The organism is Pseudomonas sp. GW821-FHT01C01, assembly GCF_059422645.1.
Genome location: NZ_JBWKXF010000002.1, coordinates 92852 through 106815, shown reverse-complemented (window position 1 = coordinate 106815; position 13964 = coordinate 92852). Strand labels below are relative to the sequence as shown.

The 13964-nt window shown below is 58.5% G+C and carries 16 protein-coding genes; 9 read left to right on the top strand and 7 right to left on the bottom strand.

Annotated features, from left to right (window positions below):
* Positions 1–42 precede the first annotated feature (42 nt).
* Both AC07XF_RS01905 and gltS read left to right on the top strand, forming a co-directional pair.
* Positions 43–603 carry a lipid-binding SYLF domain-containing protein gene (locus tag AC07XF_RS01905; RefSeq protein WP_495025175.1) on the top strand — a complete coding sequence of 187 codons (561 nt, stop codon included), beginning with the start codon at positions 43–45 and terminating at the stop codon, positions 601–603.
* A gap of 225 nt (positions 604–828) precedes the next feature.
* On the top strand, positions 829–2043 hold the full coding sequence (gene gltS / locus AC07XF_RS01900) for a sodium/glutamate symporter (protein WP_442099603.1): 1215 nt from the start codon (positions 829–831) through the stop codon (positions 2041–2043).
* Positions 2044–2059: 16 nt separating this feature from the next.
* Here gltS and AC07XF_RS01895 read toward each other — a convergent pair whose 3' ends face one another.
* Entirely contained in the window at positions 2060–2974 is a 915-nt protein-coding gene (locus AC07XF_RS01895) for a pirin family protein (protein WP_495025174.1), read from the bottom strand.
* A gap of 125 nt (positions 2975–3099) precedes the next feature.
* Between AC07XF_RS01895 and AC07XF_RS01890 the strand changes: the two genes are divergently transcribed.
* Entirely contained in the window at positions 3100–4011 is a 912-nt protein-coding gene (locus AC07XF_RS01890) for a LysR family transcriptional regulator (protein ID WP_495025173.1), read from the top strand.
* Between the two features lie 18 nt (positions 4012–4029).
* On the opposite strand, the gene AC07XF_RS01885 is transcribed toward AC07XF_RS01890, so the two are convergent.
* A complete protein-coding gene (locus tag AC07XF_RS01885; protein ID WP_495025172.1) occupies positions 4030–4935 on the bottom strand; it encodes an NmrA/HSCARG family protein in 906 nt (301 codons plus the stop codon).
* Between the two features lie 248 nt (positions 4936–5183).
* On the opposite strand from AC07XF_RS01885, the gene AC07XF_RS01880 reads away from it, so the two are divergent.
* A complete protein-coding gene (locus AC07XF_RS01880; protein ID WP_495025171.1) occupies positions 5184–5999 on the top strand; it encodes an AraC family transcriptional regulator in 816 nt (271 codons plus the stop codon).
* A gap of 110 nt (positions 6000–6109) precedes the next feature.
* Complete coding sequence (locus AC07XF_RS01875; protein WP_495025170.1) at positions 6110–7192, top strand: threonine aldolase family protein; 1083 nt, start codon at positions 6110–6112, stop codon at positions 7190–7192.
* A 70-nt stretch (positions 7193–7262) separates the two neighbouring features.
* On the opposite strand, the gene AC07XF_RS01870 is transcribed toward AC07XF_RS01875, so the two are convergent.
* The 4 genes from AC07XF_RS01870 to AC07XF_RS01855 all read right to left on the bottom strand — a co-directional run bounded on the left by AC07XF_RS01870 (position 7263) and on the right by AC07XF_RS01855 (position 9844).
* Positions 7263–7520: an Atu4866 domain-containing protein gene (locus AC07XF_RS01870; protein ID WP_495025169.1), complete on the bottom strand. Its 258-nt coding sequence runs from the start codon at positions 7518–7520 to the stop codon at positions 7263–7265.
* A 15-nt stretch (positions 7521–7535) separates the two neighbouring features.
* Entirely contained in the window at positions 7536–8273 is a 738-nt protein-coding gene (locus tag AC07XF_RS01865; protein ID WP_310064418.1) for an SDR family oxidoreductase, read from the bottom strand.
* A 132-nt stretch (positions 8274–8405) separates the two neighbouring features.
* Positions 8406–9329 carry an NADP-dependent oxidoreductase gene (locus tag AC07XF_RS01860; RefSeq protein WP_495025168.1) on the bottom strand — a complete coding sequence of 308 codons (924 nt, stop codon included), beginning with the start codon at positions 9327–9329 and terminating at the stop codon, positions 8406–8408.
* 74 nt (positions 9330–9403) lie between these two features.
* The gene (locus AC07XF_RS01855; protein WP_429486970.1) at positions 9404–9844 is read right to left on the bottom strand and encodes a DoxX family protein; all 441 of its coding nucleotides are present in this window, start codon (positions 9842–9844) and stop codon (positions 9404–9406) included.
* Between the two features lie 153 nt (positions 9845–9997).
* Here AC07XF_RS01855 and AC07XF_RS01850 point away from each other — a divergent pair, with 153 nt between their 5' ends.
* Complete coding sequence (locus AC07XF_RS01850; RefSeq protein ID WP_495025167.1) at positions 9998–10900, top strand: helix-turn-helix domain-containing protein; 903 nt, start codon at positions 9998–10000, stop codon at positions 10898–10900.
* Between the two features lie 44 nt (positions 10901–10944).
* Here AC07XF_RS01850 and AC07XF_RS01845 read toward each other — a convergent pair whose 3' ends face one another.
* Positions 10945–11709, bottom strand: coding sequence for an SDR family NAD(P)-dependent oxidoreductase (locus AC07XF_RS01845; protein WP_442099619.1), 765 nt, complete (start codon positions 11707–11709; stop codon positions 10945–10947).
* A 250-nt stretch (positions 11710–11959) separates the two neighbouring features.
* Between AC07XF_RS01845 and AC07XF_RS01840 the strand changes: the two genes are divergently transcribed.
* The 3 genes from AC07XF_RS01840 to AC07XF_RS01830 all read left to right on the top strand — a co-directional run bounded on the left by AC07XF_RS01840 (position 11960) and on the right by AC07XF_RS01830 (position 13885).
* The gene (locus AC07XF_RS01840) at positions 11960–12877 is read left to right on the top strand and encodes a LysR family transcriptional regulator (protein ID WP_495025166.1); all 918 of its coding nucleotides are present in this window, start codon (positions 11960–11962) and stop codon (positions 12875–12877) included.
* A gap of 9 nt (positions 12878–12886) precedes the next feature.
* A complete protein-coding gene (locus tag AC07XF_RS01835; RefSeq protein ID WP_495025165.1) occupies positions 12887–13438 on the top strand; it encodes a nuclear transport factor 2 family protein in 552 nt (183 codons plus the stop codon).
* 123 nt (positions 13439–13561) lie between these two features.
* Positions 13562–13885: a hypothetical protein gene (locus tag AC07XF_RS01830; RefSeq protein WP_495025164.1), complete on the top strand. Its 324-nt coding sequence runs from the start codon at positions 13562–13564 to the stop codon at positions 13883–13885.
* Positions 13886–13964 lie beyond the last annotated feature (79 nt).

Genomic DNA, 13964 nt, shown 5'->3' with positions numbered 1-13964 from the left:
TACCGCTGCTCTCATCCAATGCTCCCTCAGCGGAGTACGCAAATGACTCAATCAATGCGGTTCTTCCTGTCGATGGTCCTCGCGACTGCATCATTGGCATCGGCTGGTTTCCTGAACAATGCCGGAGCGGCCACCGCCGAGGATCTGAATGCCGACTCTCGACAAGCGTTGCAGACGCTCTACAAGACCCATCCATTTTCCGAAACCATTTCGCAAAAAGCCAAAGCCGTGCTTGTTTTTCCGAACATCATCAAGGCGGGGCTGGTGTTCGGCGGCAGCTATGGTGAAGGCGTATTGATGAAAGGCACGAAAGTCGAGAATTACTACAACTCTGTCAGCGGGTCATGGGGGCTACAGGCAGGTGCCCAGTCGTATGGCTATGCGGTTTTCCTGATGAGCGATAAAGCCTTGAAATACGTAACTGAAACCAAAGGCTGGGAAATCGGAGTGGGGCCAACGGTTGTTGTAGTGGATGAAGGGGTCGCGAAGAACCTGTCCAGCTCGACGCTGAAAGACGATGCCTACGCGTTCATCTTCGACCAGCAAGGTTTGATGGCGGGGGTCAGCATCGAGGGAACGAAGATTTCTCTGATCAAACGCTAAATTCAACCGTTTGAATTGCCATCGGGAGCGTGATGGCAGCCTATGCCAACCCGGAGTTTAGGCTAGGCTGTCCTCACTCCTGGCGCACAGACACACTGGGTGATTGGGAAGCTGCCTGGACGAGCCAGGCTTGCATTTGCTGAATCCACCGTTCATTGACTCAGGTCTAAACACTGAGCGACCGAATCCTGATAATGATTTTTCATATTTTTAGGTAGGCTTTGAATGACTCCTCAGCTCTTCCCGATTCACGGCCTCGTGAGTTTCACCCTCGCCATCCTCCTGCTTTTCCTCGGCAAAACCCTTGTCCAGCGCAACGCCTTGCTCCGTCAATACTGTATTCCCGAATCGGTGGTTGGCGGCTTTGTCTGTGCGGCGGTGACGACCCTGTTTTACTTCGGCCTCAATATCGAGATCGAATTTGATCTGCAAATTCGCGACACCCTGCTGCTGTATTTCTTTGCCGCCATTGGCTTGAAATCGGACATGCGCCAACTGCTCAAGGGTGGACTGCCGCTACTGATCCTGCTGGTGCTCGCCGCTGTGTTCATCGTTCTGCAGAACGCGCTGGGCATGGGTGTGGCCGAGGCATTTGGGCTCGCGCCCAAGGCGGGTTTGATGGTGGGCTCCGTTTCCCTCACGGGTGGGGCGGGCACCACCCTGGCCTGGGCACCGCTTTTCGTCGACAAGCTGGGAATCAGTAACGCGCATGAACTGGGCATGGCCAGCAACACCGTCGGCCTGATTGCCGCTTGCGTGATCGGCGGCCCGATCGCCAACCGACTGATACGTCGTCATCGACTGACGCCTTCCGGGGACGCAGCGCTGGAAGTCGGCATTTTCGAGCAACAACCGAGCAAGCCAATGGACTACTACGACGTGCTCTGGGCGTGGATGTGGCTCAACCTGACGCTGATGCTCGGCTACGGACTCAACCTGCTGTTGGTCGATGCGGGCATCACCCTGCCCAAATTCGTCAGCTGCCTGTTCGCGGGCATCGTCATTCACCACATCGTTCTCGCCGTGATCGGTGATCGGCGGCTGAAAACCTGGAGCGGCGCCAGCCTGGGTCTGTCGCTGATCTCCGATATCTGTCTGGGCATGTTTTTGACCATGGCCCTGATGGGGCTTCAGCTATGGCAGCTCAGCGGCGCATTGATGTTCATTCTGTGCGCCTTGACCCTGCAAATTCTGCTGACGGTGGTCTATACGTATTTTGTGGTCTTCCGTTTTATGGGGCGCGATTACGAAGCCAGCGTGATTGCTTCCGGATTCGGCGGGATTGCCCTCGGTTCCACGGCGACGGCCATCGTCAACATGACAACCGTGACGCAAAAATACGGTGCGGCCCACCAGGCCTTCCTGATCGTGCCGCTGGTGTGTGGCTTTTTCATTGACCTGGTCAATGCCGTGATCATCAGCATGTTCAGTGGTCTTTAGCGACCGGACGCCTGGTTTACTTGAAAACCGGCACGCTGGCTGACTCGTTTGGTTTTTTCAGGTACTCACGCAGCCGCGCGCCAATCTCGGCAATTTTCGCCTCCCCCGCACGCAAGGCTTGCGGGTTGGTATGTACCGAGTAGTTTCCCAGCGCAAGGTCATAGGGATGAGGTTGCGCTGAGCCGATCACGAAAACCGCATCTTTGTGCATGGCCTTGAGCGTGACGGCACCGTTACCTGGCTCGAAGATGACCATTTCTCCCGCCATGACCACCCCTGGCGCGCAAAGGGAACCGCGGCTGACGCTCAACCACAATGACGCGTGTCCACTGGGTGGAACATAGGTCCAGGATTCCCCGGCGGGTAGCGTGACCAGCAAATAGTTCATTCCGGCGGGAGCGCGGACCGGGCTTTGGACACCCTGGTACGCTCCAAGAATCACCCGCGCCGGCCCCACTTCAGGCATCACGCTTGACTCCAGGTATTGGCTATCGACACTCGCGTTTTCCAACGCTGGCGGCAGTGCAACCCACAGTTGAAAGCCTTGAATCCGCTTCGATGTGCCTACCGACATTTCCTTGCCGTGCCAGACCCCGCCCCCGGCGCGCATCCATTCGACAGCGCCATAGTCAATCATCCCCGAACCCGAATCAGCATCCTCGAAACGCAAATTGCCTTCGGTAATGACCGTGACGGTGGCGATGCCCGAGTGCGGGTGCATTGGCATGCCGTTGATGAATGAGCTCTCAGCTTCAAACAGGTCAAGGAAAACAAAAGGCTTGATCAAGTGACCCAGATCGGAAGGACTCATCAACCGGACAATCGCGCCATGCCCGCTACCGGTGGTGCGGTAGCTGATTGCGCGGTCGGTGGTGGTTTCACGGATAGCGCCGGAGGCGATATCGGGGAGAGGTCGTTGCAGCAGCGTCATGAAGATTACTCACAGAAGAGTGGGAGCCTCGCGGCCCAATGCCTGAAGAATAGGGCCGGACCGATTACTTGATTAGCCGATACAATTGGATTGCACTCGTCCACCAGCGCCAGGAATCCTCCGCCATGATCGACCTCAATGACATCGCCATGTTTGTGCAGGTAGTACGCTGCGGCAGTTTTGCCGAGGCGGCACGACGGCTGGGCATGCCACCCAATACCGTGAGTCGTCGCATCCAGCAGCTCGAAGCGCAACTCGGCACTCGACTGTTGCAACGCTCCACTCGCAAACTCACGCTCACCAGTGCTGGCCAGGGCTTTCATGAGCGTTGCGTGGGAGCCGTCGATGGTCTGCTCGAAGCGGGACAGGCGTTGATGACGGGCAGTAACGAGCCCAGCGGGCTGGTGCGCGTGGCGGCTCCAGCCGATTTTTTCGACTTTTTCCAGATGGCGTGGGTGACCGAGTTCCTGGCCGCGCACCCGCGCGTGCGGCTCGACTTCGTGCTCAGTGATGCGAAGGCCGACCTGATCGCAGAACAGATCGACGTCGCCTTTCGCGGCGGACCCTTGCGCGACTCAGGCTATGTTGGCCGGCAGATCCTTGACCCGCTTAGCGTCGGGATGGTGGCCAGTCCCTCCTACATTGCGACGCGTGGTTCACCCCGCACATTGCAGGACCTGGCGAACCACGATTGTGTGATCTCCGCGCATCCAGGCGGCCACACCACATGGCGTTTGGTCGGTCCCAATGGCGAGGAAGAAGTGCAAGTTGCCGGGCGCTTCAGTGGCAATACCGCCCAGGCACTGCGCAAGGCCGCCGTGGCCGGGCTCGGCATCGCGCTGCTGCCGCCCGTGATGGCCAGGCTTGAGGTAGAGGCCGGGACACTTGTCCCGGTACTGCCGCAATACCAACCCAATGGCTATGGCCTGAACGTGCTGTATCCGACCCGCCGGCAGCTGCCACTCGCCGTGTCAGCGTTCATCGGGTTGGTGACCCAGAAGATGAACACGACAGACGCACCGGTGGTGTATCGATAGCCAGTGGCGATTGTTGCGTCAGGCGGACGCCGGAATTTCGAAGTTTGCCCGGGCCCAGGCGGCGAACTTCGTCGGCTGTCGGCCGGCGACTCTGTTGGCCAGCGCGATGGCTTCGCGCGAATCCGCACCGAGGTAAGTGTGGGCCTCGAAGTAGGCGAGCATTTCCGCGATTTCCCCGGCGCCAGGGAACCAGCCGGCAAAGAGTTCGTGCGGGACGTGCTTGAAGGAGAAATGGTGCCCCAGACGATTCAGCTCGGTGATGACCTCGTTGAAGCTCAGGAAGTCGCCGACCATCGGCAGATACTCGCCATTCCCGGCAAGTTCAGGTTGCGCGAATGCCCCGGCCACGACGTGGCCAAGCTCGGTGATGTCGCCCATGTGAATGACGCGCTGCTGCGGATCGAGCGGTATTGCCCACCCAATGGTTCCATCGGCCTGCTGCTTCGGAGCCATTACGCCGAGCAGATTCTGATAGAAGAACGGCGCGATCACGAAAGTGTGGTGTGCAAATCCGGCTTCACCCACGACGCGATCGATTTTTGCTTTGTCGGTGAAATGCGGGACATCGAGCTTGCCGCGGCTGATTGTCTCCACGTTTGGCAGCGTCGACCAGATGAAGTGTTGAACGCCCGCAGCTTTGGCTGCTTGAACGGCTGCCAGCGCCTGCTTGTGCTCGTCCGTGCCGGCTTCCCAGAAATTGGTGACCAGAAAAACCCCGTGCGCTCCAGCAAACGCGGCTTTCAGTGTTTCCGGACGATCCAGATCCGCCAACACCACCTCTTCAGCCAACTGCGGATGCTCGGCCGGATTGCGCGTCAACGCACGGACCTTGAATTGACCGCTCGCCTGCAGCGCGCGCACAACGGCGCCGCCCTGATGACCGGTTGCGCCGACAACGGCGATGAGCTTTTGGCTGTCTGACATGGTCGTTTTCCTGTGAATGGTGACGGCGTGGAGTAATCGGCGGGCCTCACGGCCCGATGCCTGAAACAGTAGAGTTGGGCCGATTGGTTGACTAGTCGGAACAATTGGATTGCACTCATCCAGTAATACGAGGAATTACCCGATAGGCACGACCTCGGGCCAATTGCTGACAACCCATAGATCTACACCTCTTGCGGACCTAAACTTTGCAGGTCCTTGCCCTCCTCGCCGATTGTTGTACGGGTTCCATGACTGAGCACGCCAAGTACCATCACGTATCCGAAGTACCAGGCCTGGTGCTGGGTTCCGCACGCTTTGCGGATGTCGGTTTCGACCGCCATTACCACCTCGACTTCCACATTGGCTTTGTCACCGAAGGCATCCAGCGTCATCGATCGAAAGGCGAGTCGTTTCTTTTAGGTCCGGGCAGTATTGCCCTGATGCCGCCGGGTGAAATCCACGATGGGGTGTCCGAGGGCGGCGGCGCTTATACGCTCAAGACATTCCGTCTGTCGCAGGCGCTGGTCGCGAGTCTGGCCGAGGAGATCAGCGGTCGACCGAGAGAGCTTGAGTTGACCAGTGTGTTGCTGGAAGACGCGGGGCTTGTCGGCCACCTGTACGGGCTGCACGAAGCGATGCAGCAGACCGTTGGACCCGGCAGCCTCGCGGTGCAGACGCAATGGATCACCCTCCTTGAACACTTGTTGAGCCAGTCACGGGCGACCAAGCCCGAAACGATTGCAGGCACGCTATCCCCCCTGCAATGGTCTCGCGTCAGGGACTATTGTTTCAGCCATATCGATGAGCGAATCACACTCGATGATCTCGCTGGATTGTGTGGGCTGGGCCGCTTCCCGTTTCTCAAGCAGTTCAAGCGGACCGTCGGCATGACGCCACACGCGTGGCTGCTTCGCCTGCGCCTCGAACGGGCCTGCGGCCTGCTATCACGCAGTGGGCAACCGATCATCGATGTCGCCCACGCCGTCGGCTTCTACGATCAAAGCCATTTCAACCGTGCCTTTCGACAGGCATTTGGCGTCGCGCCCTCCCGCTACAGGACCTAGGGCGTCGGCCATCAGACGACCGTCAATTTTTTACAAGCGCGACAACCCTCCCCCTCCCTAGGATGCGCCAATCCGGGCGAAACACCTTCGCCCGCGCAGCCGAGAACTGGATGATGAACGGTGAAACTAACAGACCGCCCGCTCTGGGTTTTTCAAGTGACAACATCGCAGGCGCATCGCCGGAGGTGGCGCAAGCCATCGTGAAACACAGCACGGGCCAGGCGAGCCCCTATGGCACCGACGAGTTGACGGCGCAGGTCCAGCGCAAGTTCAGCGAGATCTTCGAGCGCGACGTGGAGGTTCTTCTCGTGCCCACCGGCACCTCCGCCAACGGCCTGTGCCTGAGCGCGATGACGCCACCCTGGGGCAATATCTATTGCCATCCGGCCAGTCACATCAACAACGACGAATGTGGCGCGCCCGAGTTCTTTTCCAACGGCGCGAAGCTGATGACCATCGACGGCCCATCGGCCAAGCTGGACATCACCCGCCTACGCGAGCGGACTCGCGAGAAGGTCGGCGACGTGCACACCACCCAGCCCGCCTGCGTCAGCATCACTCAGGCCACCGAAGTCGGCAGCACTTACACCCTCGACGAAATCGCAGCCATCGGTGACGTCTGCAAGTCAGCTTCCCTTGGATTCCATATGGATGGGTCGCGGTTTGCCAACGCCTTGGTATCGCTGGGTTGCTCTCCCGCAGAAATGACGTGGAAAGCTGGCGTCGATGCCCTGTCGTTTGGTGCCACCAAGAATGGTGTGCTGGCGGCGGAAGCCATCGTCCTGTTCAACACCTCGCTCGCCACCGAGATGAGTTACCGCCGCAAGCGTTCCGGTCATCTATTCTCCAAGATGCGTTTTCTTTCGGCGCAGATCGATGCATACCTGACTGACGATCTCTGGTTGCGCAATGCACGCAAAGCCAACGATGCCGCCCTGCATCTGGCGCGCGGGCTTGCTGGCCTGAGCGGCGTAGAAGTGCTGGGCGGCACCGAGGCGAATATCCTGTTCTGTCGGCTGGACCCGGCAATAATCGAAGCGCTGCTACGGGCCGGTTTCGGGTTCTACCATGATCGCTGGGGACCCAACATCGTTCGCTTTGTCACGTCGTTCGCAACCACCGCCGAGGATGTCGATCACCTGTTGGGGCAGGTGAGGCGCGCTGTTGATCCGGTACACAACCAACAATTGTAATAGTCGATGGCGGGTGGCGGCTGTGCTCGCTCTATTTCGAATGAGCACCCGCCACTGCGACGTTCGGCTTCTACATCTCGCGATAAAGAATCATGCCGGCGTGATACAAAATCCCGTCGCGGAACTCACCATCAGCCGTGAACCCGGTGTCATCGACGTACTCAATGTGGTCACCTTCCAGCCAATACCGGCCCTGGTAGGCACTCACCTTCCTGCCCCGGGCTTCATCGTATCGACCACCCGGTAAAAGCCCATGGCGGATGAGCCCGTCTGCCGTGACCCACATACCGACGTACTTATCCTGATCAACGGATTTTTTGACTGTCATGTTCAAGTCCTCCGTTCAGAAAGCACTGGCGGTTGGGCGGACAATCAGTTCGCTGACGTCCACATCGGCAGGCTGTTCAATGGCGTAAGCGATAGCGCGAGCGACGGCCATTGCAGGGATGGCGATCTTGCGGAACTCGCGCATCTCGGCCCGCCCGCCTTCGTCGGAAATACTCTCGGCCAGTTCGGATTCGGTAACGCCAGGCGAAATCACCGTGACACGAATGTCCCCGCCGACCTCCTGGCGCAATCCTTCCGAGATGGCCCGTACTGCAAACTTGGTCGCGCAGTAGACCGCCGCCGTCGGGCTGACCGTGTAGGCACCAATCGATGCGATATTGATGAACTGGCCTGATTTCTGTTGTTGCATCAAAGGCAAACCGGCCGCGATGCCGTGCAAGACACCGCGGATATTGACGTCGATCATCTGGTCCCACTCAGAGACTTTCAGCGCCTCAAGTTTCGACAGCGGCATCACCCCGGCGTTGTTGACCATCACATCGACCCGGCCATGCAGTTTTAGCGCAAAATCCACAAACGCTTGTACATCGGTTCGACGGGTGACATCCAACGCCTGAAAGTGCGCGACTCCGCCACTCGCGTTGATCTCCCCGCAGAGTATTTCGAGGCGTTCCGTACGACGTGCCCCGAGTACGACATGTGCTCCGTTGCTGGCTAAAAGACGCGCTGTCGCCTCGCCGATTCCACTGCTCGCGCCCGTGATCAGAACGACTTTTTTCGAGATATTCGACATGACCCTAATCCCTCACTTGAGTGCCTGGTGACGCGAGAGCGATGTCTCGCTGCCAGTCCAGATTAGGGATAACGGCGGCAGCCAGTTAGTCAGATCCTTCTGACAACTTGCCTGATCCTGTCGGGGAACCCCTTACTTCGTTGCGTCGAGGACAAGCCTGCCCTGTAAATGCCGGCCCATGCTTTTCTCGATCGCCACTTTGGCCTCACTCAACGGAAATGCCTCAACGTCCACCGTGAGATGTCCCTTGTCGAACAGTTCGGCAATGAGCGAAAGCTGCCGGCCATCCGAGCGAGTCGCAAAGTTGGCGGGGGTCACGCCATAGTCGTTTGCCAGCGACATGTTCGGCAGGCTCACCGGCGATACCAGCACGCCGTGTTTTTTCAGCACAGCAAAGGAACGGGTTTGTGTGTCGCCGCCCACCAGGTCCAGTACCACATCGACACCGGACACCAGCTCGTCGAATGCCTGGGTCGTATAGTCGATGGTGTAGTCAGCACCGAGATCTTTCAGGTAGGCATGATTATGCGCGGAGGCCGTCGCGTAGACTTCCGCGCCCAGGTACTTGGCAATCTGCACGGCCATGCTGCCTACGCCACCGGCCGCGGCGTGGATCAACACTTTCTGCCGACGCTGTACACCCGCGTGTTCGGTCAGGGCCTGCCAGGCCGTCAGGGCCGTTGCGGGGACAGCGCTGGCCTGCAAGGCACTGAGTGATTTAGGTTTTAGCGCCAGTTTTGCAACCTGGGCGACGGCTTTGGTCGCATAACCCCCGACGATGTTGATGAAGCCAAACACTTCATCGCCGATGCTGAACTCAGTGACGCCCTGCCCCACTGCTACCACCGTCCCGGCCACTTCGACCCCCGGGGTAAAAGGCAGCGGCAACGGGATGAACGCTTTCATGGCACCGGAGAGGATCTTCCAGTCAATCGGGTTCACCCCGGCTCCGGCGACATCGATCAGCACTTCACCGACACCGGCCACCGGGTCGGCAATGTCTTCCAGACGTAAAACTTCAGGACTGCCGTATTCGTACACGCGTATGGCTTTCATGGAGGCCTCGACTATCGAAAAAGAAGGGAGAAGAACATTGCGCTGCGAGGGACCGACCTGCGCAGCGCGGGGTATCAACGACGGCGAGCGTCGAGGCTGAAACGACCGGCACCGAAGGCCACGACCTGCAACAGGCCACCAGCCATCGCGATGTTCTTGAAGAAGTGGATGAACTGGTTTTGATCGCCCAGGGCGTTATGGAAAGCCAGTGCGGTAAACACGCTGAACACAGCCAGTACAGCGGCAACGGTGCGGGTGCGGTAACCGGCGATCAGTGCCAGGCCACCACCGATTTCAACGATGATCGCCACCGCTAGAGCCAGTTGCGGAAGCGGAAGACCAACAGAGCTGATGTAGCCGACCATCATGGCCGGAGCGGCCAGTTTCGAAAAACCGGAGAGGATGAAGATTGCGCTGAGCAGTACCCGGCCGATCAACGAGGCCGAGGCTTGGGTGACGTCGGAACGGCTCTGTTCAGAGGTGGCGGAATGAGCGATGTTTGCGGAAGTCGTCATGAGGTATTTCCTTCAATTGGGTGCGGTTCGACATGAACCGCCCTGGTGAGGAAATGTTGCTCCTGGCCAGCTCATCTTAATAGCCGACTAATTTAGATCATTAGATTCGATTAATTAGGCAAGTCACTCACCCCACAGAACGGGAGTTCAATCGTGCAAACCGCTGAGCGAACGTCTGCAACAGGCCTGGAAGCACACATCCGCGGTCAGCGCCTGGCTGCCTCCGACGAGGTTTTTTCCAGCGATGTGCTGGTGCAGATCTTTAACCGGGAGCGGATCGAGCAAAGCGTTATCGTTCCCGCCGTGGCTGAGCCGCTGATTGTCTGGGTGCTTTCCGGGAACGCCACCATTGAGGAACGGGAGGCCGGCGAAGCCTGGATGGCGAGTGAAGTGACAAAGGGGGATTTTTTCCTCACCACCAGCGCCGTGCCCTACGAAATGCGCTGGCAAGTGACCAGTGCGGAACCCTTTGTGGTGATGCACATTTACCTCGGCCTGCCCCTGCTTGAACGTGCAATCCAGGAAACCCGCAAGGAAGTCACCGGTTCGATTTGTTTGCGCGAAATATCCGGTGGTCGAGATGAAGCGCTGTCGGGGCTGTTCGAACAATTCAGAGTTGAACTGACCACCCAGGGGGAAACCAGCCCACTGCTGATGCAAGGCATCGCCCAGTGCATCGCTGTGCACCTGGCGCGCGATTATCTTGATGCGCAAGCCGATAACATCGTTCAGCGTAATGCCCTGCCGGCCTTCAAGCTCAGGCGTGTGGTGAATGCGATGGAAAAGTCTCTGGGTGAGACGTTTTGCCTGGGGGATCTGGCCGACGCAGCCGGCATGAGCGAGTACCACTTCAGCCGCCTGTTCAAACGCGCCACGGGGCTTTCACCCTCCCGCTACTTCATCAGGCTGCGAATGACCAAGGCCAGGCAACTGCTGATTGAAACCGACATGAGCATCATCGATGCCGGACTGGAGGTCGGGTACAGCAGCGCCAGCCATTTTTCCCAGGCATTCAAACGGGAAGTCGGCGTCCTGCCCAGTCATTACCGCAAATGAAAACGCGGCACGGCGCTCGCCGTACCGCAAGTACAACCGGCCAATCAACTGCCCACGGGAATGCTCATGCCGCCATCGGCCATGACGACCGAGCCGACAATAAAACTGGCGCGCTCGGACGCCAGGAATGCCACGATCTCGGCGATCTCATCGGGCGAGGCCGCACGACCGATCGGTGCCGACTTGCCGTGCTCTTGCAGGAAACCCGGGCCGTCTTCCATGAAGTGATTGAGCAGATTGGTGACCACGTCGCCCACGCCAATCGCGTTGACCCGAATACCGTGCTCTATCGCTTCCAGCGCCTGGGTTCGGGTCAATTGCGCCAGTGCCCCTTTCGATGCGGTGTAGGCCGCGATTCCCGGAAACGCGAAGTAAGAGGCATAGGACGCAATGTTGACGATTGCGCCTGACTTTTGCTTCATCATTTCTTTCGCCGCTTCGCGGGAATGGAGGAACGCACCCGTTACGTTGGTCTCCATCTGCCAGCTCCAATCCTCGCGCGTCATCTCGACCAGAGGCTTGTAGATGATCCGTCCGGCGTTATTGACCAGCACATCGAGCTTGCCGAAGTGTTGAACGGCCAGTGCAACCGCTTTCTCCGCCGAGCCATCGACCGTGATATCCGCGACCAAAGGCACCAAACCAGGGCGTTCAAGTGCATTCACTTCAGGGTTGATGTCTTCGGCAATGACCTTGGCGCCTCGGGCATGAAACAGCTCGGCGATGGCACGGCCGATACCGCTGGCGGCGCCCGTGACAATCACGACTTTCCCGGCGATCTCGTTGGGGGTAGCAATAAAATCAGTCATCTCGTTTCTCCTGGCAGAGAGCAGCTGAACCATTCCAGCCACTGCGCATACGCCGGAACGTATGCGGGTGTCGCTTTCGACGACTCAACTTTCGCCGATTGCGATCCGCCACTCTTTAGGAGCCTTGCTCACCCTGTCGGGGCTTTGCGCTTATCTGCCTGGCGTTTCATTTTTTCAGCACGCCGGGCAGATGCATCACGCTATAAGTTATACCGGGATAATATTGACCATTACGTTCGAGGAAATTGGCATGATCTCTGACCCGGGAACACCGACACTGGACCAACTGCGCGTGTTCCTCACCGTCGTGGAAGTCGGCAGTTTTGCAGCGGCCGCCAGAAAACTGCACCGGGCCACTTCGGTCATCAGCTACTCGATTGCCAACCTCGAAATGCAACTCGGCGTGTCGCTGTTTGACCGCCAGACCACACGCAAACCCCAGCTCACCGATGCCGGCCGCACCGTGCTGGCCGAAGCCAGAACCATCGCCAACGGGATTCATGGATTACGCGCCAAAGTGAAGGGCCTGCTCCAGGGGCTCGAAGCCGAAGTTCACGTGGTGCTCGATGTGATGCTGCCCCCCGAGCGCGTGGTGGACGCGCTCAAATCCTTCCGCGAAGAATTCCCTACGGTTGCCCTGCACTTGCATATGGAAGCGCTCGGCGCCGTCACTGAACTGGTGATCAACCGCGGCGCAATCGTCGGCGTCAGTGGGCCGATGAATGAAGGCATCGACGGTATCGAAAGAATTGGCGTCGGCAGTGTCGAGTTGATTCCGGTAGCGGCCCCGAATCATCCACTGGCCTCAAGCGACTCGAACGTTCCGGGCGCCGGGCGAGAGTTCACTCAACTGGTGCTGTCCGACCGCTCGCTGCTGACCAAGGACAAGGATTTCGCCGTGCTCAGCAACCGCACCTGGCGGCTGGCGGACCTGGGCGCCAAGCACATGCTGCTGCGTGAAGGCATCGGTTGGGGGAACATGCCAGCCCCGATGGTCCAGGAAGATCTGGATAGCGGCCGACTCGTGCTCCTGAATATTCCGGAATACAAAAGCGGAAAATATGCCTTCGACGTCATCTACCGCACGGATCTGCCACCGGGACCCGCCGCACGGTGGTTGATTGAGCGTTTCGTTCAACAGAGCGCGGCGCAGGAGGCATCCGCTTGAAGGAGTAACTTGTCGATTTTCTGGAACCTGGAGATCGAAATTATTCGGGTTTTATTCGAGCCGGGATCCATGGGACATTCTTTCGACCAAGCCGTGGACAGCATGCGCTGTGCACCGGTCATCAAACCCTGGAGGCGAAAGATGAACCACGCTCAAGCACTGCTTCAGGCGCACTTCGACACGTTTGTCGCCAACCCTGAAAAATGGAAATCGCTTATTTCTGACGACATTGTCTGGGAGCTCCCCTACGCCCCGAGCCTCGGGCATCCGAGCCGATTGACGGGTCGTGATCAGGTGTTGGGGCATGTCGGCTGGTTTATCGGAGCGGTGCAAGACTTTCGCTTTTACGACCTTCAGATCAATGCCTTTGCCGATCATTCAAAAGCAGTCGCGCAAGTAAAGGCCGAAGGGAGGATCAAGACGACAGGTCGAATCTACAGACAGACTTACGTTTTGTTCGTGGAGGCCGAAAACGGCAAGCTCAGGTTTATCCGAGAGTACTTCGATCCAATTCCAGCCGCTCATGCACTGGACGAAGAGATCAGGCTGCCGTCCGTCTAGACAGTGGGCCTCTTACTCAGTGAATTCCGAGACAAGCCGGCGGGCAAGTGGATGATGTCCTGATAGGGGCCTAATCTGAATAGGTACGACCTTGAACACACCTCTTGATACAGGGGAACCGGGATGACGGGACATACAGCACGCCAATGCTCGCCATGGCTCCTGATCACCCTGCTCGCCGTCAACATGGCGCTGCTAGCCGGATGTTCAAGCAAAGCCACCACGGCTCCACATCCTGCCTCAAACACCGGTTCCAACACAGGTTCAAACACCGGCTCAGTCTGCTTTGCAGAAGCACTCCCCACTGTCGGCGAAGGTGGCCTCGCCTGGGGCGACACCCTGGACATCGCTCGGCAAAAATCCCTGAGTAATTGCATACGCTATGCCGGCCGATCCGGCGGTACACCGGATACCTGCCACGTGGTGATGGCGGAATGTAAACATTGATAGAGCGGTTTTTCGTTTCTGCGCCGCTTTTGCCTTTCTGTGCGACAGATCCCACTTCAGGGGCTCCCGTTGCACACGC

Coding starts and splice junctions, on each gene's coding strand:
- AC07XF_RS01865 (WP_310064418.1), bottom strand. CDS start 8,273: ATGTCGAATATCTCGAAAAAAGTCGTTCTGATCACGGGCGCGAGCAGT.
- AC07XF_RS01890 (WP_495025173.1), top strand. CDS start 3,100: ATGATCGACCTCAATGACATCGCCATGTTTGTGCAGGTAGTACGCTGC.
- AC07XF_RS01830 (WP_495025164.1), top strand. CDS start 13,562: ATGACGGGACATACAGCACGCCAATGCTCGCCATGGCTCCTGATCACC.
- AC07XF_RS01845 (WP_442099619.1), bottom strand. CDS start 11,709: ATGACTGATTTTATTGCTACCCCCAACGAGATCGCCGGGAAAGTCGTG.
- gltS (WP_442099603.1), top strand. CDS start 829: ATGACTCCTCAGCTCTTCCCGATTCACGGCCTCGTGAGTTTCACCCTC.
- AC07XF_RS01895 (WP_495025174.1), bottom strand. CDS start 2,974: ATGACGCTGCTGCAACGACCTCTCCCCGATATCGCCTCCGGCGCTATC.
- AC07XF_RS01875 (WP_495025170.1), top strand. CDS start 6,110: ATGATGAACGGTGAAACTAACAGACCGCCCGCTCTGGGTTTTTCAAGT.
- AC07XF_RS01855 (WP_429486970.1), bottom strand. CDS start 9,844: ATGACGACTTCCGCAAACATCGCTCATTCCGCCACCTCTGAACAGAGC.
- AC07XF_RS01905 (WP_495025175.1), top strand. CDS start 43: ATGACTCAATCAATGCGGTTCTTCCTGTCGATGGTCCTCGCGACTGCA.
- AC07XF_RS01880 (WP_495025171.1), top strand. CDS start 5,184: ATGACTGAGCACGCCAAGTACCATCACGTATCCGAAGTACCAGGCCTG.
- AC07XF_RS01885 (WP_495025172.1), bottom strand. CDS start 4,935: ATGTCAGACAGCCAAAAGCTCATCGCCGTTGTCGGCGCAACCGGTCAT.
- AC07XF_RS01870 (WP_495025169.1), bottom strand. CDS start 7,520: ATGACAGTCAAAAAATCCGTTGATCAGGATAAGTACGTCGGTATGTGG.
- AC07XF_RS01840 (WP_495025166.1), top strand. CDS start 11,960: ATGATCTCTGACCCGGGAACACCGACACTGGACCAACTGCGCGTGTTC.
- AC07XF_RS01860 (WP_495025168.1), bottom strand. CDS start 9,329: ATGAAAGCCATACGCGTGTACGAATACGGCAGTCCTGAAGTTTTACGT.